This window comes from Pedobacter sp. CAN_A7 (assembly GCF_015752175.1).
Taxonomy (GTDB): Bacteria; Bacteroidota; Bacteroidia; order Sphingobacteriales; family Sphingobacteriaceae; genus Pedobacter.
In genome coordinates, this window is sequence record NZ_JADOUW010000001.1 from 953,778 (window position 1) to 975,795 (window position 22,018).

Sequence of the window (22,018 nt, forward strand, 5' to 3'; positions counted from 1 at the left end):
TGTATTTAAATTATTTTGTTGTGGTCAATCCTATTTCAGTTAAGGTGGCAGATTTTGCGATGAGGTCATCATTTTCAGCACTGCCCACTCCTATACTTCCTATAAGGTTACCCTTGTACCAAACCGGTACGCCCCCGCTTAATAATATTAATTCAGGTAAGGTATTTAAATTTTCAGTATCAGGGTTGGAAGCTGCATTTCTTAATAGCAACAGTGTTAGTGTTTTTGTAGACAAAGCGGTATAGGCTTTTCTTCTTGCAGCCTCGGTATTATGCGGTCCAACGCCATCACCACGCATGAGTAAAAGAATGGTGCCTGAGGCATCTAACACTGCAATCGAAACTTTTTTATCTAACAATTCTGCCCTAAGAGTGGCTCTCGCTGCCAGTTCTATGGCTGCTGTTAAGGTTAAATTGTATGATGAACTTATATAGAGACCAACACCAGTAGCCGATGTTTTTTGTTTGGATGTTTGCTGGCCGAAACAATAGGTAGACATCATGACCAGAACAATCGACATTATTTTCATAGCAGATTTTTATGCAAAGTTAATTGCAACTCAAATGAAAAACCTTGTCTTAAGTCAACGTTTTATAGCTTCGACTTTATTCTGCTTAAGGTAGATGGAGAAATGCCTAAATAAGACGCCGCTATTTTATTAGACACCCTGACTAATATTTTTGGCTGATTTTTTATGAGCCACTTGACTTTGTTTAAAGCATCAAATCCTTGAAATCCATAGTTTCTTTTTTGAGCTACAATAAATCCAAGCTCCAATATTTCTGTATATATTTTTGCAAACTGCGGTATCGTATTTACCAGGTGATAAAAATCAGTTCTTGAAATACAAAGCAATTCTGACCTTTCCATTGTTTGTAAATACTCATGAGCTGGTAACTGATCAATGAAGCTTGGTAATGCGGTGGCAAAATTACCTTCAAAAGCAAAGAATCTTGAAATTTCTGCACCTTCTTTTGTATGCGTAAACACGCGGATGCAACCTTTATTAATAAAATAATAATGCTTTGAAACCTGACTATAATCCAGAAGGATGTGATTTTTACGCGTTTTTATGAATTTAAAGTAAGTGCAGACCTCTTCAAGCTGATGGCTATCCATGCTAACTCTACTTTTTATAAACTCTTCTAAAACTGTGTACACCTACGCTAAAAGCCTGTCTCCACTTAACACCTTTTTCATCATCACATCTTTCTGCTCATCATTACCTAACCTGAAAATATGTTTATCAAACGCCACAAATCCATTTTTTTTGTAAAAACTGATGGCACTCAGGTTCTCTTCCCATACCCCTAACCATATATAGTCTGCTTGTTTCTGTTCTGCAACAAGAATAGCCTGATGATAAAGCAATTGGCCTACCTTTTTACCCTGATATTCCTTCAACACATAAATCCGTTCAATTTCAAGGGCTTTGTCATCCTTTAACTCTGTTTGTGAGGCGCCAATGTTCAGTTTCAAATAAGCAATGACCTTTCCAGCTAACGTGGCAAAATAAAAGTATGAATTCTGGTCACTAAGTTCGGCCCTGAGTTTTTCAATGGAAAAGCTTTCTTCTAAATAATTAGTCATGTCTTCAGGGTTATTTGCCGAAGAAAAAGATTCCGAAAAAGTTAACCTGCCAATATGTTGTAACAGATTAATGTCACCCATTCCAACTGGTGTTATTTGTATACTATTCATAACTTATAAACGTAATATTACCAATATTAACTATGCGTGTGATGTTAATTTTAATGAGACACGGCCTTTAGTCCGATGATCGAGCCTATTAACGTGGCCAGGAAAAGTAACCGCAAAAAAGTGGCAGGTTCTTTAAATACCAAAATACCTAATAATACTGTTCCTACAGCGCCAATTCCTGTCCAAACGGCATACGCAGTTCCAATAGGCAAAACTTGAGTGGCTTTAATTAGCAGCCCCATACTAATACACAAGGCCATTAAAAAACCTGTATACCAGAAATACATTTCGTTTCCGGTAGATTCTTTTGCTTTTCCTAAACAGAAAGCAAAGGCCACTTCAAATAAGCCTGCTATAACTAAAATAATCCAATTCATATTTTTATTTGTTGGCCACAAAGGTCTCAAACAAAGTTGAATTAGCTTTTTACAAATGTTAAAAATTACACCTATTTTTTTTTATCAGCGCGTATTCTGCTGAGGCTAACTTGCGACATGCCTAAATAAGATGCGATGTAGCCTAATTGAACCCTCAAAAGTAAAGCTGGTTGGTCATTCATTAAATCCATATAGCGTTCCTGAGCCGTTTTAAACTGCATGGCAATAAGCCGTTCTTCCGTTTTCACAAGTTCCTGTTCGGCCAATTTTCTTCCCCAATTGGCAAGGTGTACATCTTTTTCATACAGGGATCTTAGTTCCAAAATATTAATCTTGTACAAGTCGCAATCTTCAAGTAACTCAATGCGCTCATAACTTTTCTTGCCAAAAATATAGCTGTGCATGGAAAGTACAGGTGCACCTTCTAGTCCAAACCAAAAAGTAACTTGCCCATTAATGGCATTTGAATACGCCCGAACAACTCCCCGTTTAATGAAGTAAATATGCTCTTCAACACAGTCTTCCTTTAACAAAATATGGCCTTTAGGATAAGTTATCTCCTTAAACTGAGATTTTAATAAGATCTTAGCATGTTCAGGCAAAGGATATAGCCCCGTAATGATGTCATCAATATTCATTTTTGATCAATTCAATCACCCATGTTTTCAATGTTAAACGCTTAATTGTAAGAACTCATGAAGTGGCAATTACTTCTTCTTAGAGAAATCAAATTTATTTGCATAAGCTTCTTTAACTTTGAGGATGATCACGCCATTAGCTCCTTGAGCACCGTATATGGCTGTTGTTTTTGCGTCTTTTAGTACTTCTATTGCCTCTATCCAATCATGCGAAATTTCCTTAAATTTAACTGTGTCAATAGTACAACTCTTATCACCAGAAGTAATAACAATCAAAGGCTCTTTATCTTTATCCAAATTTACCCTTGATACTCCTCCGATCCTTATGGTATTAGGCCCAGCAACAGCCATTTTAATACCCATATTTTCTTCGAAGGTTGTCTCTTTCTCTGCATAGCCAGGCGATGACAAAATAAGCGGAATAGCGCTATCTTCTATTGATAGGTCCAACTGAAACATACCAGCACGATCTGTTATGGCAATTACATTTTGAAAGCCTTTTTGCCTCACTTTTACACCTGCTAAAGCTTTCCCAGTTCCTTCATCTATGACCTTTCCACTAATTCTATCTCTTAGAATGGATGATTTAACTGCCGACTCGAATGATAGCGAACGTAAAGCAGATGATTTGTCGCCCTGTATAGTGTCTTGACTTGGCTTTTGTGCCAGGGCCGGGCTAACCACACTTGCCCCTATGGCCAGAGACATTAACCATTGCCAGTTTATCTTTGAGGGAGGCTGTACCAGCTTGCGATCAAGCTGTGTAGAAAGTAAGCGTCCACAAACATTATCTTCTTTTTTGTTGAAAAACTTGATCAGTTCAGCATCTGATTTATCCGTAAGATCTACAATGTTTTTTTCACAACGGTCGCAATATTTCCCAGCGCCTATTTGCTGCATATCATCCCAGTTTTCAGAACAGGGATTAGTCATTATTAATTGGAGATCTTTCATAAAAGCTTTTTTGAGACGTGATACACTAAAGTACATTATTTAATGTATAGTAACAATCTTCGACACCATTCGGTTATTTTGGCAAAGTAAACCAAAAGGTACTTCCCTCACCCAATTTACTATCCACACCAATCTCTCCACCATGTCTTCTAATAATCTCTGCGCTAATATACAGCCCCAGGCCAAGCCCAGAGTATTGTACACCTCCATAATCCGCGCGGTAGTAACGGTCAAAAATATGCGGGATCTTCTCCTGCGGGATGCCAGGCCCGAAATCTTTTACAGAAATTTTAGCTACAGTTCCAAGGTCCTCTATTAATAAATATATTTCCCTGCTATCAGGTGCATATTTAGTGGCATTATTAACAAAGTTAACCACCACCTGATCTATCCTTGTCTGGTCGGCCTGAATCTGTAACGCCACATCTCCCTTAAGAATCAATTCATGTTTTCCTACAATTCGAACATGGTGGCAGCATTGTTCCAGCATTTCTGCTATCGTAAAAGTTTCCATGTTAAGGTGCAATTGCCCCTCGTTTGTTCTGGTTGTGTTAAGCAGATCATCAATCAGGTTAGTGATTTTCATTACACTGCCATTCGCCTGTTCAATCAGCCGTGGAACGACACCACTTGATAAATTATCTTTATACCTATTAAGTAATTGCAACGCACCTTTTAATGTCGTAATAGGCGTTTTCAGTTCATGACTCGCAATGCTTAAGAAATCATCTTTTCGTTGTTCCTCGAGCTTGCGTTCAGTAATATCTTGAACTGTTCCTGAAAAAAAAGCCTGGCCGTTAGCATCTTCAGCATATAATTTTCCAGTTGCCCTCACCCATTTGATAGTGCCATAGCTGACGCTCCTAATGGGATACTCCATATCGTAACTGGCTCCATTAACACTGGCCTGCTCTATCGCCTCCAAAACGGCCGGTCTGTATTCATCCAGTATCTGTTCTATCGCCTTGTCATAAGTCATATCCTCATGTTCATAAAATCCAAAGATCTGTTTCAGTCTTACGGATGGCCTGAATTCGCGAGTGTTAACGTCGATATGCCAGGTGCCTAGTTGTGACGACTCAATAGCAAATCGAAGCTGGGCTTCAGCTTGTTCAATCTGTTTACGGGCACGCACTTTTTCTGTTACATTAAGAACCGTGGAAATGACACCAATTCTATTTCCAGCCAGGTCATCAAGGGCCTGACAATAATAATCAATATAAAATGTGCGGTCTGTATTATCGGCCTTGTTTTTATAGGTTACGATGAGTTCTTGGTTTACAATAGACTCTCCTGTCTCCAGTACCTTTTTCCAAAGTTTAGGAAAAGGCTGGCCTGCAAGTTCTGGGAAGACCGCTAACATCGTCTTACCCATTACTTCTTCTTTTGTTCTATCCCATAACCTAAGCAATGCATCATTGGTAGTTGCAATAACCTGATCGGCGCCCATAAGTACTACTATAGGCACTGGTATTTCGCTAAGAATCTTATCTAAACGGATTTCACTAGCCTGCAAATCAAGATTTGTGATCATCAATCTTTCTTGCGATTTACTTAACTCTTCATTAGTCGCTAGGAGTTCTTCATTAAGTTGCTGAAGATGCTTTCTTCCAACCACCTGTTCTGAAACATTATTAGCGGTAACCATGATCCCATTGGTTTCACCGTTTTCATCTTTTATCGGCTGATATACAAAATTAAAGTAGACATCTTCTAACTTTCCATTGTGCCGTAAAATTGCTTTTACTTCTGAACCATAGTAGGGTTGGCTATTAGCGTACACATTGTCGAGGATACTTATAAACTCCTGACCGTTAAGTTCTGGTATAGCAATATGAAGGGGTTTGCCTAAAATATCGGCTGTTTTACCCCAAGCCTCAAGCACTTTTTTATTTGCAGATTCAATAACATGCGCACTCCCAGCCAAAACAGCAATGGCTACTGGTGCATCGGATAATAAGAACCGAAGCCGACTTTCAGATGTTGACAGTTCTGCTGTTCGCTCCCGTACCCTTGACTCTAATTTTTGGTTAAGTTCCCGAAGAGTTTCCTGAGTAACATTCAGTTCTTCATTGATGGCTTGAAGCTCCTCGTTCGAAGCTGCTAGTGCTTCATTTAAAGCTTGTTCACGTTTTAAAATTTCCTCTTTCTCCCGGGCTGCCTTTAATTCCTCCTGATTATTCACCTTTTCAGTAACATCTCTAGCGGTGTGAAAAATGGCATACACCTCTCCAGATTCATCTTTTACCGCGAGATATGCATAATCAAAATAATATAATTGCAATTTGCCATTCACAAACAGTTCTGCAGGAATGGCATGACCAATGTTATCAATACCTGTTCTCCATACTTCCTGCAACATCCCCTCAAAAGGCTGTTCAGCAATTTCCGGAAGTGCTTCAGGTAGTGTTTTACCAATTACTTCCGGACCTCTTCCCCATGCCGCCTGCATGGCAGGATTTGCAATCTCTATCAGTAGCTCCTCACCCGTATAAATTGCAACCGGGTCATTTGACCGGCATAAAATTTCAATAATTTTATCTTGGCTTAATCTTTTTTGTCTTGCCATAAAAAGGGAAGTGCTATATTATATTTCGTAATTTATTGTTGGCAATTACCATGGTATCCCAGAGTTGCCAGTCTTTTGTATACACCAGGTAGTCATACAGCGCTGGTTTTGAACGTTAGTCGTTTTTATAGGCTCATGCAATGTCCCATTGAGTTTTTTAGTCAACCTAAGTAACATTTCCTGATTAACCAGAAACCGTTCTGACTCATCTGGAAGAATGTATCTTCCGTTACCAACGAACCTGAGTGATGATTCCATACCAATATCTGAGGCCAGTCTGCAGAACAAGAATCCATCTTTCTTCAATACACGCCACATAGAATACAGCATGGAATGAAAATGCTCCAGGTTTTTTGCAAAATGTAATACCGCACTGCTGATGACCAGATCAAATTTTTCATTAGAAAATGGTAACTCCTCAACTGGTGCCAGGATAAAATTGTCCCTGGTCGTCCCCTTACCTAAGGTATCCGCTAATTGCTGGACGTAACTTATGGCATCCGGGTTTTGGTCAACCCCATATACATGGAAATCATTTTTCATAAAATAAAAAATATTCCTGCCAGTTCCACATCCGGCATCTAAAATAGATTGACAGTTCGAATAAGTCCCTTTTAACAGTTGATCAAACAAATAAATGTCAATATCACCATATAGTTCCTGAAAATTAGTTGCCATAGTTAAAGTATTGATATTAGCAACCGTTCATTCGATAATTCTTGACTCTTCATTTTCCCAAAAGCATCTTTGCGCCGTAAAGATATCATTTCTATTTACCACATTTCAAGGAATAAACCCGTATTTTATCATCCTTTAATTATTATTCGAACACTACTTTTTTTCCATATCACTGATAATTGATAGCTAATCCTCTCAAAAAATTTGTACTTTAAATCAAAAGATGCACGAGACTTAGCTTGATCATTTCTGAAAACGGCAGTTTATTTATCCGTAAATGGCGCAACGCATTTACGCTTTATGCTGGGGGCTGCTGGAGTCTACTCATAAATAAAAAATGAAAAAAGCATAATGACCAAAATTGCTATAAATCATAACATTTGTTCGACAAAAACATCGATTTTCAGTTTCTTTAAACGAAATAGACATCTTAACCAAGATGACAATTTCATTTTTTTAACAGCAAAAACAGCTAACTAACTATACATCAACTAACCCTCCATCCAAGTTCAGTCCAAGTTCAGTCCAAGTTGAAAGTAAGTATTTCTAGAAATACACGGACTTATCATTTAGTTTTATTATATTTATCTTTGAGTTAATACGAGGCGTAGATATACTGCACTTAAAAATAACTCTTCACACTTAAAGAAAATAAAAATGGCCATAGTGAAAGGAAAATTTATCATAGGAGTTGCAGGTGCAGTAATTTATAAGACCTACCGGGGACAGCAAGTCATCACAGGAAAAGCCCGTGGAACTGTCAAAATCAGTGAAGCAACTAAAAAATCAGCAAATATATTTGGTAAATCAAGTACGTTTGCTTGTCAAATTAGACTGGGATTAAACGCGATCGTCACTAAAAATCATGATGGTACTATGCACTTTCGTTTAACCCAGGACGTGGCCCGCATTGTTAACAAAGCGCTAGACCCAGAAAATAGCGCTTTCTTTTTCGGCCCTTCTGATTTCGACGCACTGACCGGATTCCAATTTAACATTAAGTCGCCATTTAAACAAAGTTTGTTGGTACATCCTTACATCACGGTAACAGATAACCAGCTTACTTTACACCAGCCTGAAATCCATGTTCCGAAAGACTTGAAATTTCCGCTAAATGCAACAAGCTGTAACATCAACTTTGTGGTCATGGAATTTAATTTGCTGGATGGTACAAAGAAGAGAACGTTGATCGGCACTAAAAAGATCGATAATAACAAAGGGATATACGCTGCAGAGGAATGGACTGCGCCACTGCAGGAAGGATGGTTCACCGTAATTGCGATTTCTCTAAATTATGTGCAGCAAACCTTTGCAGGAGACGTGATATTGAATAGCAAAGATTTCTGCCCGGCAATGATCGTCCAGGCAGGCTTTATCACCAATATTGACCAGGCCGGTCCCTTTGAATTAAAAGCTAAGACATATAGATGGGCACCAACTAAGTAAGGTTACGGTCTTTAAACCAGACTTCATCGGGCGTAGCCGAAAAACTACTCATTTTTTCAATGAGTACCTGGGGGTTGGCTTCATTAAAAACAAGATCTTTATTGTTCTGTTTTAGGAAACGATGCTGCACCATTACTTCCATTTGCAGAAACAGGTGGTCGTAATAACCGACTACGTTAAGTACGCCGATGGGTTTACCATGTAACCCTAATTGTAACCAGGTTAACACTTCGAAAAATTCCTCGAGCGTACCGAAACCACCTGGCAATACCACAAAGCCGTCAGAAAGATCGGCCATACGCTGTTTGCGCTCGTGCATGTTACTGGTGATGACCATTTCGGTGATGCCTTTATGGCCCACTTCCTTGTCCATTAAAAACTGAGGAATAACGCCAATGACTTTGCCGCCGTGTTTTAACACCTCATCGGCCAGTACACCCATTACCCCTACGCTACCACCACCGTATACCAGTGTGATGTGTTGTCTAACCAGAGTAACAGCAAGATCCTCTATTGCCTTAAGCAGTAGAGGATCTCCGTTAAAATTTGCACCGCAATACACGCAAAGCGACTTGATCATCGATATGTTGTTAAAAAGAATTAACGAGAATAATTTGGCGCTTCTTTGGTAATAGAAATATCGTGCGGGTGACTTTCTCTCATGCCTGCAGCGGTAATTCTCACAAATTTTGCCTGTTGTAAATCATCAATCGTCGCCGCACCACAGTAGTGCATTCCAGCCCTCAGGCCACCTACATATTGATAAATAACCTCAGCTAAAGTGCCTTTGTAAGCTACACGACCTACAATACCTTCAGGAACCAATTTGGTGACCACATCTTCTTCATCCTGGAAATAACGGTCTTTAGAACCTTGCTGCATGGCCTCTACAGAACCCATACCACGGTAAGACTTGAACTTACGTCCTTCATAAATGATGGTTTCGCCTGGCGACTCCTCTACACCGGCAAATAACGAACCTGCCATGATGCAACTAGCACCAGCAGCAATCGCTTTCACAATATCACCCGTTTGTTTGATACCACCATCGGCGATAACAGGGATCCCGGTACCGATTAGCGCCTGTGCACATTCAAAAACGGCATATAGTTGTGGTACACCTACACCAGCAATGATTCTGGTGGTACAGATGGAACCTGGTCCGATACCCACTTTCACAGCATCGGCACCTGCAGCAGCCAAAGCCCTTGCCGCATCGGCAGTTGCGATGTTACCAGCGATAACCTGTAAATCAGGAAAACGTTGTTTAATGGCAATCACCATGTCGATCACACCTTTCGAATGTCCGTGAGCCGTATCAACGGTAACCACATCCACCCCTGCAGCTACCAAGGCAGCTACACGATCAATGTTATCGGCCGCAACGCCAACCGCAGCACCTACGCGTAAACGGCCTCTTTCGTCTTTACATGCTTTAGGGTAATTTTTATATTTCTGGATATCTTTAAACGTGATTAAACCAGCTAAACGACCATCCTGATCAATGATTGGAAGTTTTTCAATTTTATAGTTCTGCAAAATTTCTTCTGCCTGTAATAAAGTTGTGCCTTCTGGTGCGGTAATCAGGTTTTCGCGGGTCATCACATCGCCAATTTCCAAACTCATGTTTTTCTGGAAACGTAAGTCGCGGTTAGTGATGATGCCGACTAACTTATTATCTGCATCAATAACAGGGATACCCCCTATTTTATAGGTTTGTGTAATTTTATAAGCATCAGCTACGGTTGCATCTTTCAGCAAGGTAATCGGATCCTGAATCATGCCACTTTCGGAGCGTTTAACTTTCCTTACCTCTTCTGCCTGACGTTCAATGCTCATGTTTTTGTGCAACATGCCAATACCACCTGCCTGTGCAATGGCAATAGCCAGATTTGCTTCGGTAACGGTATCCATGGCAGCAGACACTACAGGGACATTTAAACGGATTTTCTTGGTAAGGAAGGTTCCGGTATCCACATCGCGCGGCAGAACTTCAGAATATGCAGGTACTAATAATACGTCATCGTATGTTAGTCCTTCGGCTATAAATTTGTTGGGATCGAGTTGCATAGCAAATAATTTAGGAGTTACTATTTGCCGGGCAAAAGTACATTTTTTTAAGGAAAACTGCAATAGAGGTTTAGTAATTGGGATTTTTTTATTAAAGATTACACAGGGATGGGATTTAAGATGTCTCGGTCTGTTATGAAATTCGATTGTTATCCCTATATCTGTGTAAATGTCTGCTGGATGGGATTCTTAAAGTTCCTCACCATAGAAGAAATTCGACTCAAATATAAACATCATGATGAGCCGAATAGCCTAATTATTCGGCTCATCGAACAAGGAATTTAATGGTTCCGTTGCGGGAAATTCGTAGCTTTATACGTATCATGGATTGCAAATACAAGTATTTCTAACAAAGAACAAATATAGATTCTTCATTGTTCCTTTTCATAAGCACCTTTACTACTGACCCTTATGAAACCTTGGATAAAAACCTTGACCATTGTCGCCATACTATCTGGTCTGGCATACAGCTGTACTAAACATGACGACTTTTGGGAGTCTATTATTCCAGAGACAAAAGATCAACCGACATCAAGCCAGATCAAAGGGTATGTATTCAGGCCTGCTATAGCGCCAGCCACGGATGCAAACATTCAACAATTAAAAGTACCTCCAGGGTTTACGGTTAAAAAATTTGCCGATGGATTAGGAAAACCCCGGATACTGGCTATAAGCAACACGGGCAATGTGTATGCATCGGATCGGGAAGCAGGTATTGTCATGTTATTAAAGGATACGAATACAGATGGTGTAGCTGATGCGAAATCGACAGTAGCCACCATAAAACAGGCACATGGTTTAGCAATACATCAGTCGAAAATGTACATTGCTGCTGTAAAAGAAGTTTATGTGGCGGATATGAATGCTGACGGAACGTTAAGCGCGCCCCGAATAATCATCAGCGATCTACCTGATGGTGGCCAACATCCCAATCGCACATTGGCTGTCGGCCCGGATGGCTTGCTTTACATTACAGTAGGCAGTACTTGCAATGCTTGTCCGGAGCCAAATAAAATGAATGCTACGATTGTGCGAAGCAATTTAGATGGAAGCAATAAAAAGGTGTTTGCAAAAGGACTCCGAAACACCATTGGTTTCGGCTGGCATACAGAAACCGGGGAGCTGTGGGGAATGGACCATGGTATTGACTGGCTTGGTGATGAGGAACAACGCGAGGAAGTAAACTTGATTAAGGAAAATTTGAACTATGGCTGGCCGTATATTTATGGAGAAGGCAAGTATAACCCAAGTGACCCTCCGCAAGGAGATACCACCTACAGTCAGTATGCACAACTAACCACTTTCCCTACGCTAACTTACCAGGCACATGCAGCGCCGATGCAAATGGCGTTTTATACAGGTGATCGTTTCCCGGCAGACTATAAAAATGATGCATTTATTGCTATGCGTGGTTCCTGGAACCGCAGTGTTCCATCGGGATATAAAATTGTACGCCTGCATTTTGAAAATGGTAAGCCGGTTCGTTTTGAAGATTTTCTGACTGGTTTTTTAATTAACGGCAACCAATCACATTTTGCGAGATTGGTGGGCGTAGCTGTACACCCTGATGGCTCGATCATGGTATCAGATGACACCAACGGCGTCATCTATCATGTGGCTAACTAACAGTCATGTGCGCCCTATTCTTCAGGTTCCGTATGTTGCCTTAACTGTTTTGGACCTTGTGGCCAGATAAACGCTGTACTCTGTTTTTTCCAGCCCAGGCTTTTATAAAAAGCATCTTTACCCGGTGCAGCAGTTAACGTGACGAAGTGGTAATTCTCTAACTTGTCATTAAGGGTTTTAACGAGCTTCTTTCCCAGGCCCCTTCCTTGAAAATCAGGGTCCACCACAATATCGCCAAGCATGGCATAATAACGGCCATCATCAATGGTGCGGCCGAAAGCCACCAACTGATTTTCCTGGTAGACGAATAAAGTCCATGTGCTTTGATGAAATGCTTTTTTAATCTCCTCCGGCAATCGCGTTCGCCAGTTTACTTTGTCAAAAAGTAAACAAACGTAATTCCAGTCGATGGAACTGAGGTCGGGATTTGTTTTAAACACAAGTTCTTTATTATCCAGGAAGGTCGATAGCATATGTTTTTTAAGAATAAAGATGAGGGAATTGTTACATGCAAATATGATAATTAAATAATCAGTTTGTTAATCAAAAATATTAAAATGTTTAGTTTTAGCGCATGAAACCAATTGACATGAAGCTTAGAAACTTTTTTTTATTAGCCCTATTATTACTCTTTTATTTTCCCTCTCAAGCACAGACGTTTAAATACGGATTTGTAACTGATACACATGTAGGCACCAACACCGGCGAAGACGATTTACGAAACACCATTGCCGATTTAAATAAACAAGCCGACCTGGATTTTATATTGGTTACCGGCGACATTACCGAAATGGGTACGCAAAAGGAAATTAAATTAGCAAAAGAAATCCTATCCGGTTTACATAAGCCTTTTTATGTGATCCCGGGAAACCATGATACCGGCTGGTCTGAATCTGGCGGTGTTGATTTTATTCGCGAATTTGGGGATGATAAATTCACTTTCGACCATAAGGGCTTCCGTTTTATTGCCTGTGCATCGGGGCCCTATGTGCGCATGTCTGATGGTCACATCCCCCGCGATGCTACGGTTTGGCTGGACAATATTTTGAAAAACACACCAAAGGACATGCCTGTAGTATTTATTAATCACTACCCGATTGACAATAGTCTCGATAACTGGTATGAAGCTATTGACAGAATTAAAAAATACAATATTCAATATGCCATCTGTGGCCATGGGCATCAAAACAAAGCTTATGATTTTGAAGGCATAGAAGGAACCATGGGCCGCTCTAACTTGCGTGCCAAAGACAGTATTGGGGGTTACAATGTAGTAACCATGCGTAAAGATTCTGTGTTTTTCGCTACCAAAAAACCGGGCATGGAGATACAACAGCCCTGGCGTAAATTTGCCTTAGGTACTTTTAAACCGAAAAGTGATGGTCCTTTTGAGCGCCCATCTTACGCAGTGAATGAGGCTTATCCTGAGGTAAAAAAAACCTGGTCGTATCATTCGGCTGCCAACGTGATCTCTACACCCGCTACAGACAGCAAAACTGTTGTAGTGGGTAATGCCATTGGAGAAATTGAAGCTTTTAATTTAAGCGATGGTCAGAAACAATGGACTTACAAAACTGGAGGGGCCATTTACTCTTCGCCTGTAATCGTTAAAGACATGGCTATTTTAGGCAGTGGCGATGGACAAGTTTATGCACTGGATATAAACTCAGGAAAACTGATTTGGAAATATAAAGCCAAAGCAGCGGTATTAGGATCGCCTGTGGTCCAAAAAGGGAAGGTATATATTGGTTCAAGCGACAATACCTTTCGTGCTTTAAATGTGAAAAATGGAAATGTGTTATGGGAATTCACAGGTGTGGAGGGTACCCTTGTAGGCACACCACTAATCTATAAAAACAAAGTAATTTTCGGCTCCTGGGGCCGCCACTTGTATGCCTTAAATAAGAAAAATGGAGATTTATTATGGAAATGGAACAATGGGCATGGTAGCCGCATGTATTCACCAGCCATGGTTACCCCAGTGGCACACGATAATGTAGTATATATTGCTGCTCCCGACCGTGTACTGACAGCCATTGATGCCAATAAGGGAACAACACTGTGGCGCAATAAAGAGGCTACAGTTAGAGAATCCATTGGTATCTCGGAAGATCAATCCATGATTTATGGTAAAACCATGAATGATGAGGTGGTAGCTTACCAAACGCAAAAAACGGATCCAGGTGTGGCCTGGCGTTTAAACCTGAAATATGGTTATGAACATGTTCCTTCCATGCTGGTAGCAAAAGATAAACAAGTATTTTTTGGCACTAAAAACGGTGTGGTTTATGCTTTTGATCCCATAGCAAGAAAACAAGTGTGGGCACATAAAATTGACCATTCTATGGTGAATACCGTAAATGTAATTAATGGTAATAAAGTGCTGGTTGCTACGATGGATGGTGTAATAACCCTGTTGGAAAAAACGAATTAACCAACAGGGAATAGGTGTTATTTTTTGCCGACGATCACTTTAGTGAAATCTTTGGTATTCAAATAGGTATTGGCCAGTGTGCGTAGCGCGCTGGCCTCTATTGTTTTTACGGTTTCAATATAACGGTCGTAATAAGCATACTCTAATCCAGAGAAGAAGATACTTTTAAACTTATCTGCATGGGAGAATGCATTCTCCAGGCTACCTAACATGGAGCCTAACATGTAATTACGAACAAGGTCGAGTTCGGCATCAGCAACCAGGTCTGTTTTCAGGATGTCAATTTCTTTCTCAATCTCCATCAATGCATTACCGCAGACATCTGCACCAACTTCTGTTGCAATGAAGAAGTAACCGGCATCTTTCATCGAAACCACAGCAGAACCAATGCCATAGGTATACCCTTTATCCTCGCGAATATTGGCCATCAGGCGTGAGCCAAAATAGCCACCCAACAAGCAATTTAATACCTGGAAGCCTGCAAAATCAGGATGGGTTCGGTTAATGGCTAAAGTTCCCATGCGTATCGCAGATTGTATAGCACCCGGACGTTCAATCAGAATCTCCCCTTTTGGCGCAGTTGGAAACACAAACTTGTTTTGTACCGAAGGCAGGTTATTGTTCCAGGTTTGTCCGAAAATCTTGTTCAGTAAGGCAAATTCTGTTTGTTCAAACTTACCGGCCACAAACAAAGTGCAATTTGCCGGTTTATAGGCCGCTTTGTAGTAAGCCAACAAATCAGCTTGCTGCAAGGCATCGTACTCGGCAAAACCGATGTTCGATCCATAACTGGTATCGCCAAACACTGCATGTGCAAAGTTTTTTCGGGCCAGGAAATCGTTCTTTTCTAAGCTTACCTGTAAACTTTGCTTTTGGTTTTGAATAAAGATATCCAGCTCCTGCTGTGGAAATACACTTTCATCTAATATGGACTTCAAAATGGGTAATACCGATGGCAGGTGTTTATTCAGGGTATAGAGCTTGATGCTGCTTTGATCAGCACCGTATTCGGTTTGTAAAAAAGCACCGTAGTAATCTACTTTATCGGCGATGTCTTTGGCCGACAAAGATGCCGTACCGTTATTGATCAAATGATTTACGGCTACGGCCTGTAATGGTTTTGAAGCATCGTAGTTAACATTATCGAAGATAAACTCGATCCTTACCAGGTCTTGTTTACCGGCATTAATGGTATATACGTTGATGCCGTTATCCAGCGTTTGCTGTTGTGGCGTAATAAATTTTATATCTGATACCTGCATAGAATCAGGCACGAGGGTTCTATTTAGCATCTTTATCGATTAAATAATATAGGGTTGAACATTGTTCCTTCACAAAAGTCTGGTGTGCAGCTTCCTGTATTTGAGCAGCTGTAACCGACAGGTAACGGTCTATTTCCGTATTCAACAAGGCGGCATCGCCCAATAGTTCGTAATAGGCAAGATTCATGGCTTTATCCAATAAACTCATTTCGGCAAAGACCATAATAGACTCAGATTTATTCTTTACTTTGGTTAACTCATCAACAGTTACCGGCTCTTGTTTAATACGTTCCAGTTCTTTCCAGATGGCTGCTTCAGCAGCTTCCATGGTAACCCCTTCTACCAATTTTCCTTCTACTACAAAAAGTCCATCGTCCATGCTGCTGGTAATGTAAGCATGTATATCACTAAACAACTGTTGTTCTTTTAACAGGGTGTTGTACAAACGTGACGATTGTCCCTGTGACAGCACATCAGACAAGAGGTCGAAACGCTGATAAGCTTCACTCCTTCTGTCGGGCATTTTAAAGGCCATATAAATGGCATTCAAAGGCACATTGGCTTTTACCGTTAACTGGCGTGCTTCGGTTTGCGCTGGCTCCTGTGGGAGGTTTCTTTCGTAAGCTTCGCCTGCAGGGATAGAACCGAACCATTTTTTGGCCATGGCTTTGATATCGGATGTTTTCACGTTTCCACCAACCACCATTATGGCATTCTGCGGGTTATAATGTTTTATGAAGAATGCTTTTACATCTTCCATCTTCGCATCTTCAATTTGCTGAAGGTCTTGCCCGATGGTTGCCCAGCGGTAAGGATGATGCTGGTAGGCTAATGGGCGCAGTTTCAACCAGACGTCGCCATAGGGCTGGTTGAGGTAACGTTGTTTAAATTCTTCACAAACTACATTTCTTTGCGTTTCTAAACTTTTCTCTGAAAAGGCAAGGCTCAACATGCGGTCGCTTTCTAACCAAAAGGCGGTTTCCAGATTTACGGCCGGTAAAGTGATGTAATAATTGGTAATGTCGTTACTGGTGAAAGCATTGTTCTCACCTCCTACTCTTTGCAGGGGCTCATCGTAGGATGGAATATTGACGGAGCCTCCAAACATGAGGTGTTCAAATAGATGAGCAAAGCCGGTTTTTCCTGCTTCTTCATCTCTTGCACCCACATCGTATAAAATATTTAATACCGCCATCGGCGTTGTATCATCTTCATGTACTAAAACACGCAATCCGTTAGCTAGTGTAAAACGGTCGAAATCTACCATATATTTAAAAATAATTGGGGCAAAGATAGGAATTTAAAAAGAACAGAACTTATGGTTATCTTTGTCCGATGAACACTGCTGATCTATTACACAGGGCCCTGCAATTCGACTTTCTTACCCAGGAAGAGGGCGTTTTTCTATACCATCACGCTGCTACCGCCGAACTGGCATATGTAGCCAATGAACTGAGAAAAAAGCAAGTGCCCAGTGGGAAAGTTACCTGGCAGATTGACAGAAATGTGAACACCACCAATGTTTGTATTGCCAATTGCAAATTCTGTAATTTCTTTAGAAGACCTGGTCATGAAGACAGTTACATTACCGATATAGAAACTTATAAAGTAAAGATTGAAGAGACTTTCCGTTTAGGTGGCGACCAGCTTCTGTTACAGGGTGGGCACCATCCGGATTTAGGTCTGGAATTTTATTCCAACCTGTTCCGCACGTTGAAAGAACTTTATCCTGATTTAAAACTCCATGCTTTAGGTCCACCGGAAATTGCACACGTGGCTAAACTGGAAGGGAAATCGCATACAGAAGTATTAGCCGCATTAAAAGCTGCAGGGATGGATTCATTGCCTGGTGCAGGCGCTGAAATCCTCAATGACCGCGTGAGAAGGTTAATTTCAAAAGGAAAATGTGGCGGACAGGAATGGCTTGATGTGATGCGCGCTGCGCACCAATTGGATATTACCACTTCGGCCACCATGATGTTTGGACATGTGGAAACCATAGAAGAGCGTTTTGAACACCTGGTGTGGATCAGACAGGTGCAAAGTGAGAAACCTGCTGATGCAAAAGGTTTTCTGGCCTTTATTCCATGGCCTTTCCAGGATGATGGTACTTTATTAAAAAGATTAAGGGGCATTAGCAACAATGTTTCTGGCGACGAATATGTGCGTATGCTGGCGCTTAGCCGTATTATGCTTCCTAACATTAAAAATATTCAGGCTTCATGGTTAACGGTTGGTAAAGCAGTTGCCCAACTTTGCCTTCATGCAGGTGCTAATGATTTTGGTTCCATCATGATTGAAGAAAATGTGGTTTCTGCAGCAGGTGCACCACATCGTTTTACTGCGAAAGGTATACAAGACGCCATAAAAGAAGCTGGTTTCGAAGCACAGTTACGTGGTCAGCAATATAATTACAGAGATTTACCAGAATTTTTAGAAGAACAGGTAATCAATTACTAAATTGGCATAAAATGATCTCTCTATGCTAGTATTGAACGCAATTATTGTTGACGATGAAGAATTTGCACGTTCTTCATTGTATTTTCTACTTCAAGAGAATTGCGAAAACATCCATATTGCTGGCATAGCAAAATCAGTTGCAGAGGCTAAAATCTTATTACAGGAAAATGAAGTTGATCTTATTTTCCTGGACATTGCCATGCCAGGGGAAAATGGCTTTGAACTGATCCCCTCGGCCATACATAATAACGCTCATGTGGTGTTTACTACCGCTTTTGATCAATATGCTTTACGTGCCATCAAGGCGAATGCACTGGATTACCTACTAAAACCTATTGATATTGACGAACTGCAGGAAACTGTAGCCAAAGCAACCAGGCTGGTGGAAACAAATAAATTTGCACAACAACAAAACCGTGAACAGCTAACCCTGCTGGCCGGTTACTTAGATAACCGTTCGGAAATCAGGAAGCTTAGTTTACCTAATGGACAAGGAGGTTACACTATTGTGGACTTTGATGACATTATTAACATTGAAGCCGATAGCAATTATTCTGTCTTTTACTTGACCCGTAAGGACAAAATTACCGTAGCCAAAGTATTGAAAGAATATGAAGAGATTTTGCCAGACAGCAAGTTTGTGAGGGTACATAAATCGAGCATGATTAACCTGGATTACCTGCAGGAATATAATTCTAAAAATGGTTTAGAACTCACCCTTAAAAATGGCGTCAAAATTGCCGTTTCCAGGCGAAGGGCAAGTGAGTTTGCTGAAAAAGTTAAATCTTATACCAACTCAAGGATTGATAAATAAAGCTGGATTCTTCAGGTATTTGCTATTGCTCACGGTACTGTTGACCGGAAGCACAGCTTTGTGCGATGCCCAATCTACATTTATACAACATTACTCCACTAAAGAGGGTTTGCCAAGTAATAATTGTTATTCCATCTTTCAGGATGCCAACCAGTTTCTATGGATTGCAACCGACGCCGGCGTAAGTCGCTTTGATGGCCAGCGCTTTGAAAACTTTACCATTGACGATGGCCTGCCAGATAACCAGGTGCTCCAGATAAAAGAAGATCGTAAGGGCAGAATCTGGTTTTTGGCTTTCAATGGCGAGATGAGTTATTTCCACAACGGTCAAATTTACAACAGTACCAATGATGAAACCCTTCGTCTATTAAAATTTAACGCCGTAATTATTTCTATTTTTCATGATAGCAAAGACAGGCTCTGGTTTGGCACGAATAAGAACCTCTTGTTTATGTTTGATGGAAAAACCTTATCAAAGTATAGCTCAACAGATCAAAATAACCAGTTTATATTTAGTTATGCCAATGAGGATGCGCAGGGCAGGATGTGGGTTTATAGCCAGAACAGCGTTCGTTTATTTAAACATGGAAAATTTGATTTAGTAAATAGCCATACAGCTTCGGCACTATCATACAAAATGATTGCGAGTGCTAATAGTAATACGATGTGGTACCTGGATAAAAAAGGCTTGAATTTTAAACAGGGCAAAGTCCAGAAACTGGTTCGAGCCATTAACCAAAAATTTGCTGCGCTCGAATTGGGATATTTTCATGTGGATCACGATAATCTATGGTTAAGTAGCCAGGATGGTGTGTTTCACATTGATTCTATAGGTCACACGCAGCATTACCTGAAAGGTATACCTACGGTGCAAGTGATAAAGGATATGCAACAGAACATGTGGTTTACGAGCAGTGACGGCATTTACATGTTACCTAGAGAGGAAAACAGAATGTTTACCCTAAATAAAACCCACGGTTTAAGCAGCAATGTGGTTAAAAGTATTATAAAAGACCGAAAAAAGAATATTTGGCTGGGCCTGGAAGGCGGATTCCTGAACAAACTCGATACCAGCAATCAAATTAGTGTCTTTAAGGTGAAGCGGAATCGGCCTTACCATACCGGCATAAAGAAACTAATGCTTAATGCCGATGGGCAGTCTATTTTTTTCGCCTCAGATGAAGGCCTGGGTGTGATCAGCAACATCCATGGCGACCAACCTGAAAAGACTTACCTGCAAGAACAACAGCAGTCTGTATTTGTAGTGAAAGACTTCGCCCTAAACGGTGATCATTCGCTTGCCGTAGCACTATCCTCGGGTGTATTCATCCTCAAGGAAAGTAACAAGAACTTTGAATTTTCTATGTTGAACCTTATGGAGGGTGTCGACTTTTTTGAAGATCGTGCCTATAGTACTTTTTACGATAAACAGGGCAAACTATGGTTTTCCAATACAAAGGGGCTGCATGAATTTAGTAAGGGTAAGTTGAAGCCCTTTAATAAAAACTCCCTCCTCACTAAAAGAATCAATGACATTAAACAACTGCCAGATGGTACACTGGTACTGGCCACTGATGGTTATGGTTTACTATTAACTGACGGCCAAGATATTTTACACCACATTACCCAGCTTGATGGCTTAGCCAGTAACATTTGTAGTGAACTGTTTGTTAGCGGCAAGGATATTTGGGTGATTACCAATAAAGGCATTAACAGGATCTGTATGGACACTAGCGTGCCTAAAGTGGAATCGTTTCAGTACACCAATGCTTTACTGAAGAATGATGTTAATGATGTGTACATCGATGAAGACACCTCCTACTTTGCCACCAATAGCGGGCTGGTTTATTTCCATAATAAAAAACACAACCAATTGGTGGAACCACCGAAAGCGCTGGTGACCTCGATTGTGGTAGATGGCATTAAAAGAAATATTAACGACCTAAACATCAAACTAAACCCCTTAAATAATAAAATCGCATTTTATTTTACAGCCATTGATTTTCAAAATCAAGACATGTGGTACAGGTACCGCCTGAAACCTGAAGATGAATGGGCAGAAACGAGGGTAAAAAGGATCGAAGTAAGTGCTTTAGAACCTGGAAAATACAAATTTGAGCTCCAGGCAAAAACTATTAATAGCGACTGGGGAGAACCTGTTTTTCTAAGTTTTGACCTGAAAGCTAAATTGTGGGAAACCACCTGGTTTAAATTGATACTGTTTGCACTGGCCGGACTAGGTTTATATGGTATTGCCGTAGTGGTGACGAAAAAGCAAAAAAACAAGGAACAACAAAAGCTGCTGTTAAAAAATAAGATATTAATGCTGGAACAAAGAGCCTTGCAGGCAATGATGAACCCGCACTTTGTATTTAATGTGATGAATTCTATCCAGCATTACATCAATACGAAAGACACTTCTTCTGCCAATAAAGTTTTAACCGGTTTTGCAAAATTGATTAGAAAAAACCTGGAGATTTGTACCAAAAGTTATATTTCACTACAAGAGGAATTGGAGTACCTGGAACTATACCTTAGTCTGGAAAAGAAAAGGTTTGGCGATAAACTCCACTATGACATCAGGATTGCCGCAACCATTGACAAGGAAGAAACCTTTATTCCATCCATGTTATTACAGCCTTATATTGAGAATGCCATATGGCATGGTATTATGCCTTTGGAGCAAGGTGGTGACCTTCACATCACCATCAGCCTGCAAAACCAAGACGATCTGTTGATCGAGATTTCTGATAATGGTGTAGGGATAGACAATTCATTGAAACACAAAAAATTTACACATACCAGTAAGGGGATGAACCTTACTCAGGAACGAATTAACCTGATCAACCAAATTGAGGTAAATCCTATACAAATACAGGTCAAACAAAATGGCATTTCAGGTACTTCTGTAAAGATTTTAATTAAAATAGCAGAATAATTACCGTTTACTCAATCATAGATACCACAGACTAATTTGTGTTGCTACGTT

The 22,018-nt window shown here is 40.5% G+C and carries 19 protein-coding genes; 6 read left to right on the top strand and 13 right to left on the bottom strand.

Annotated elements, in window-relative coordinates:
• Positions 1 to 10: 10 nt before the first annotated feature.
• The 8 genes from IWX76_RS04300 to IWX76_RS04335 all read right to left on the bottom strand — a co-directional run bounded on the left by IWX76_RS04300 (position 11) and on the right by IWX76_RS04335 (position 6,917).
• Complete coding sequence (locus IWX76_RS04300) at positions 11 to 529, bottom strand: GlcG/HbpS family heme-binding protein (RefSeq protein ID WP_196858629.1); 519 nt, start codon at positions 527 to 529, stop codon at positions 11 to 13.
• Positions 530 to 591: 62 nt separating this feature from the next.
• Positions 592 to 1,161, bottom strand: a complete 570-nt coding sequence (locus IWX76_RS04305; protein WP_196858630.1) for a Crp/Fnr family transcriptional regulator — start codon at positions 1,159 to 1,161, stop codon at positions 592 to 594.
• Positions 1,162 to 1,701, bottom strand: coding sequence for a GNAT family N-acetyltransferase (locus IWX76_RS04310; RefSeq protein WP_196858631.1), 540 nt, complete (start codon positions 1,699 to 1,701; stop codon positions 1,162 to 1,164).
• Positions 1,702 to 1,751: 50 nt separating this feature from the next.
• A complete protein-coding gene (locus IWX76_RS04315; protein ID WP_196858632.1) occupies positions 1,752 to 2,078 on the bottom strand; it encodes a DMT family transporter in 327 nt (108 codons plus the stop codon).
• Positions 2,079 to 2,149: 71 nt separating this feature from the next.
• Positions 2,150 to 2,716 carry a Crp/Fnr family transcriptional regulator gene (locus IWX76_RS04320; protein ID WP_196858634.1) on the bottom strand — a complete coding sequence of 189 codons (567 nt, stop codon included), beginning with the start codon at positions 2,714 to 2,716 and terminating at the stop codon, positions 2,150 to 2,152.
• Between the two features lie 69 nt (positions 2,717 to 2,785).
• On the bottom strand, positions 2,786 to 3,670 hold the full coding sequence (locus tag IWX76_RS18050) for a carboxypeptidase-like regulatory domain-containing protein (protein WP_334641196.1): 885 nt from the start codon (positions 3,668 to 3,670) through the stop codon (positions 2,786 to 2,788).
• A 73-nt stretch (positions 3,671 to 3,743) separates the two neighbouring features.
• Complete coding sequence (locus IWX76_RS04330) at positions 3,744 to 6,239, bottom strand: PAS domain-containing protein (protein ID WP_196858640.1); 2,496 nt, start codon at positions 6,237 to 6,239, stop codon at positions 3,744 to 3,746.
• Positions 6,240 to 6,284: 45 nt separating this feature from the next.
• On the bottom strand, positions 6,285 to 6,917 hold the full coding sequence (locus tag IWX76_RS04335) for a class I SAM-dependent methyltransferase (protein ID WP_196858642.1): 633 nt from the start codon (positions 6,915 to 6,917) through the stop codon (positions 6,285 to 6,287).
• Between the two features lie 657 nt (positions 6,918 to 7,574).
• Between IWX76_RS04335 and IWX76_RS04340 the strand changes: the two genes are divergently transcribed.
• Positions 7,575 to 8,363 (top strand): hypothetical protein, encoded by a 789-nt coding sequence (locus IWX76_RS04340; RefSeq protein WP_196858643.1) that lies wholly within the window; start codon positions 7,575 to 7,577, stop codon positions 8,361 to 8,363.
• Here the strand turns inward: IWX76_RS04340 and IWX76_RS04345 are convergent.
• Positions 8,356 to 8,943, bottom strand: a complete 588-nt coding sequence (locus tag IWX76_RS04345; RefSeq protein WP_196858644.1) for a TIGR00730 family Rossman fold protein — start codon at positions 8,941 to 8,943, stop codon at positions 8,356 to 8,358. The genes IWX76_RS04340 and IWX76_RS04345 overlap by 8 nt on opposite strands.
• A gap of 20 nt (positions 8,944 to 8,963) precedes the next feature.
• Positions 8,964 to 10,433 carry an IMP dehydrogenase gene (gene guaB / locus IWX76_RS04350; protein ID WP_196858645.1) on the bottom strand — a complete coding sequence of 490 codons (1,470 nt, stop codon included), beginning with the start codon at positions 10,431 to 10,433 and terminating at the stop codon, positions 8,964 to 8,966.
• Between the two features lie 411 nt (positions 10,434 to 10,844).
• On the opposite strand from guaB, the gene IWX76_RS04355 reads away from it, so the two are divergent.
• Positions 10,845 to 12,059, top strand: a complete 1,215-nt coding sequence (locus tag IWX76_RS04355) for a PQQ-dependent sugar dehydrogenase (RefSeq protein ID WP_196858646.1) — start codon at positions 10,845 to 10,847, stop codon at positions 12,057 to 12,059.
• 14 nt (positions 12,060 to 12,073) lie between these two features.
• Here IWX76_RS04355 and IWX76_RS04360 read toward each other — a convergent pair whose 3' ends face one another.
• Positions 12,074 to 12,532: a GNAT family N-acetyltransferase gene (locus IWX76_RS04360; protein WP_196858647.1), complete on the bottom strand. Its 459-nt coding sequence runs from the start codon at positions 12,530 to 12,532 to the stop codon at positions 12,074 to 12,076.
• A 116-nt stretch (positions 12,533 to 12,648) separates the two neighbouring features.
• Here IWX76_RS04360 and IWX76_RS04365 point away from each other — a divergent pair, with 116 nt between their 5' ends.
• Positions 12,649 to 14,493, top strand: a complete 1,845-nt coding sequence (locus IWX76_RS04365) for an outer membrane protein assembly factor BamB family protein (RefSeq protein ID WP_196858648.1) — start codon at positions 12,649 to 12,651, stop codon at positions 14,491 to 14,493.
• A gap of 17 nt (positions 14,494 to 14,510) precedes the next feature.
• Here IWX76_RS04365 and IWX76_RS04370 read toward each other — a convergent pair whose 3' ends face one another.
• Both IWX76_RS04370 and IWX76_RS04375 read right to left on the bottom strand, forming a co-directional pair.
• Positions 14,511 to 15,785 (bottom strand): M16 family metallopeptidase, encoded by a 1,275-nt coding sequence (locus tag IWX76_RS04370; protein WP_196858649.1) that lies wholly within the window; start codon positions 15,783 to 15,785, stop codon positions 14,511 to 14,513.
• Positions 15,775 to 17,022 (bottom strand): M16 family metallopeptidase, encoded by a 1,248-nt coding sequence (locus tag IWX76_RS04375; RefSeq protein ID WP_196858650.1) that lies wholly within the window; start codon positions 17,020 to 17,022, stop codon positions 15,775 to 15,777. The genes IWX76_RS04370 and IWX76_RS04375 overlap by 11 nt, the downstream gene beginning before the upstream one ends.
• A 68-nt stretch (positions 17,023 to 17,090) precedes the next feature.
• On the opposite strand from IWX76_RS04375, the gene IWX76_RS04380 reads away from it, so the two are divergent.
• Genes IWX76_RS04380 through IWX76_RS04390 form a run of 3 tightly spaced genes read left to right on the top strand, consistent with a single transcriptional unit; the run spans position 17,091 to position 21,967 of the window.
• Complete coding sequence (locus IWX76_RS04380) at positions 17,091 to 18,215, top strand: CofH family radical SAM protein (protein ID WP_196858651.1); 1,125 nt, start codon at positions 17,091 to 17,093, stop codon at positions 18,213 to 18,215.
• Between the two features lie 22 nt (positions 18,216 to 18,237).
• Entirely contained in the window at positions 18,238 to 19,029 is a 792-nt protein-coding gene (locus IWX76_RS04385) for a LytR/AlgR family response regulator transcription factor (RefSeq protein ID WP_196858652.1), read from the top strand.
• On the top strand, positions 18,941 to 21,967 hold the full coding sequence (locus tag IWX76_RS04390) for a ligand-binding sensor domain-containing protein (RefSeq protein ID WP_196858653.1): 3,027 nt from the start codon (positions 18,941 to 18,943) through the stop codon (positions 21,965 to 21,967). The genes IWX76_RS04385 and IWX76_RS04390 overlap by 89 nt, the downstream gene beginning before the upstream one ends.
• Positions 21,968 to 22,018: the final 51 nt, after the last annotated feature.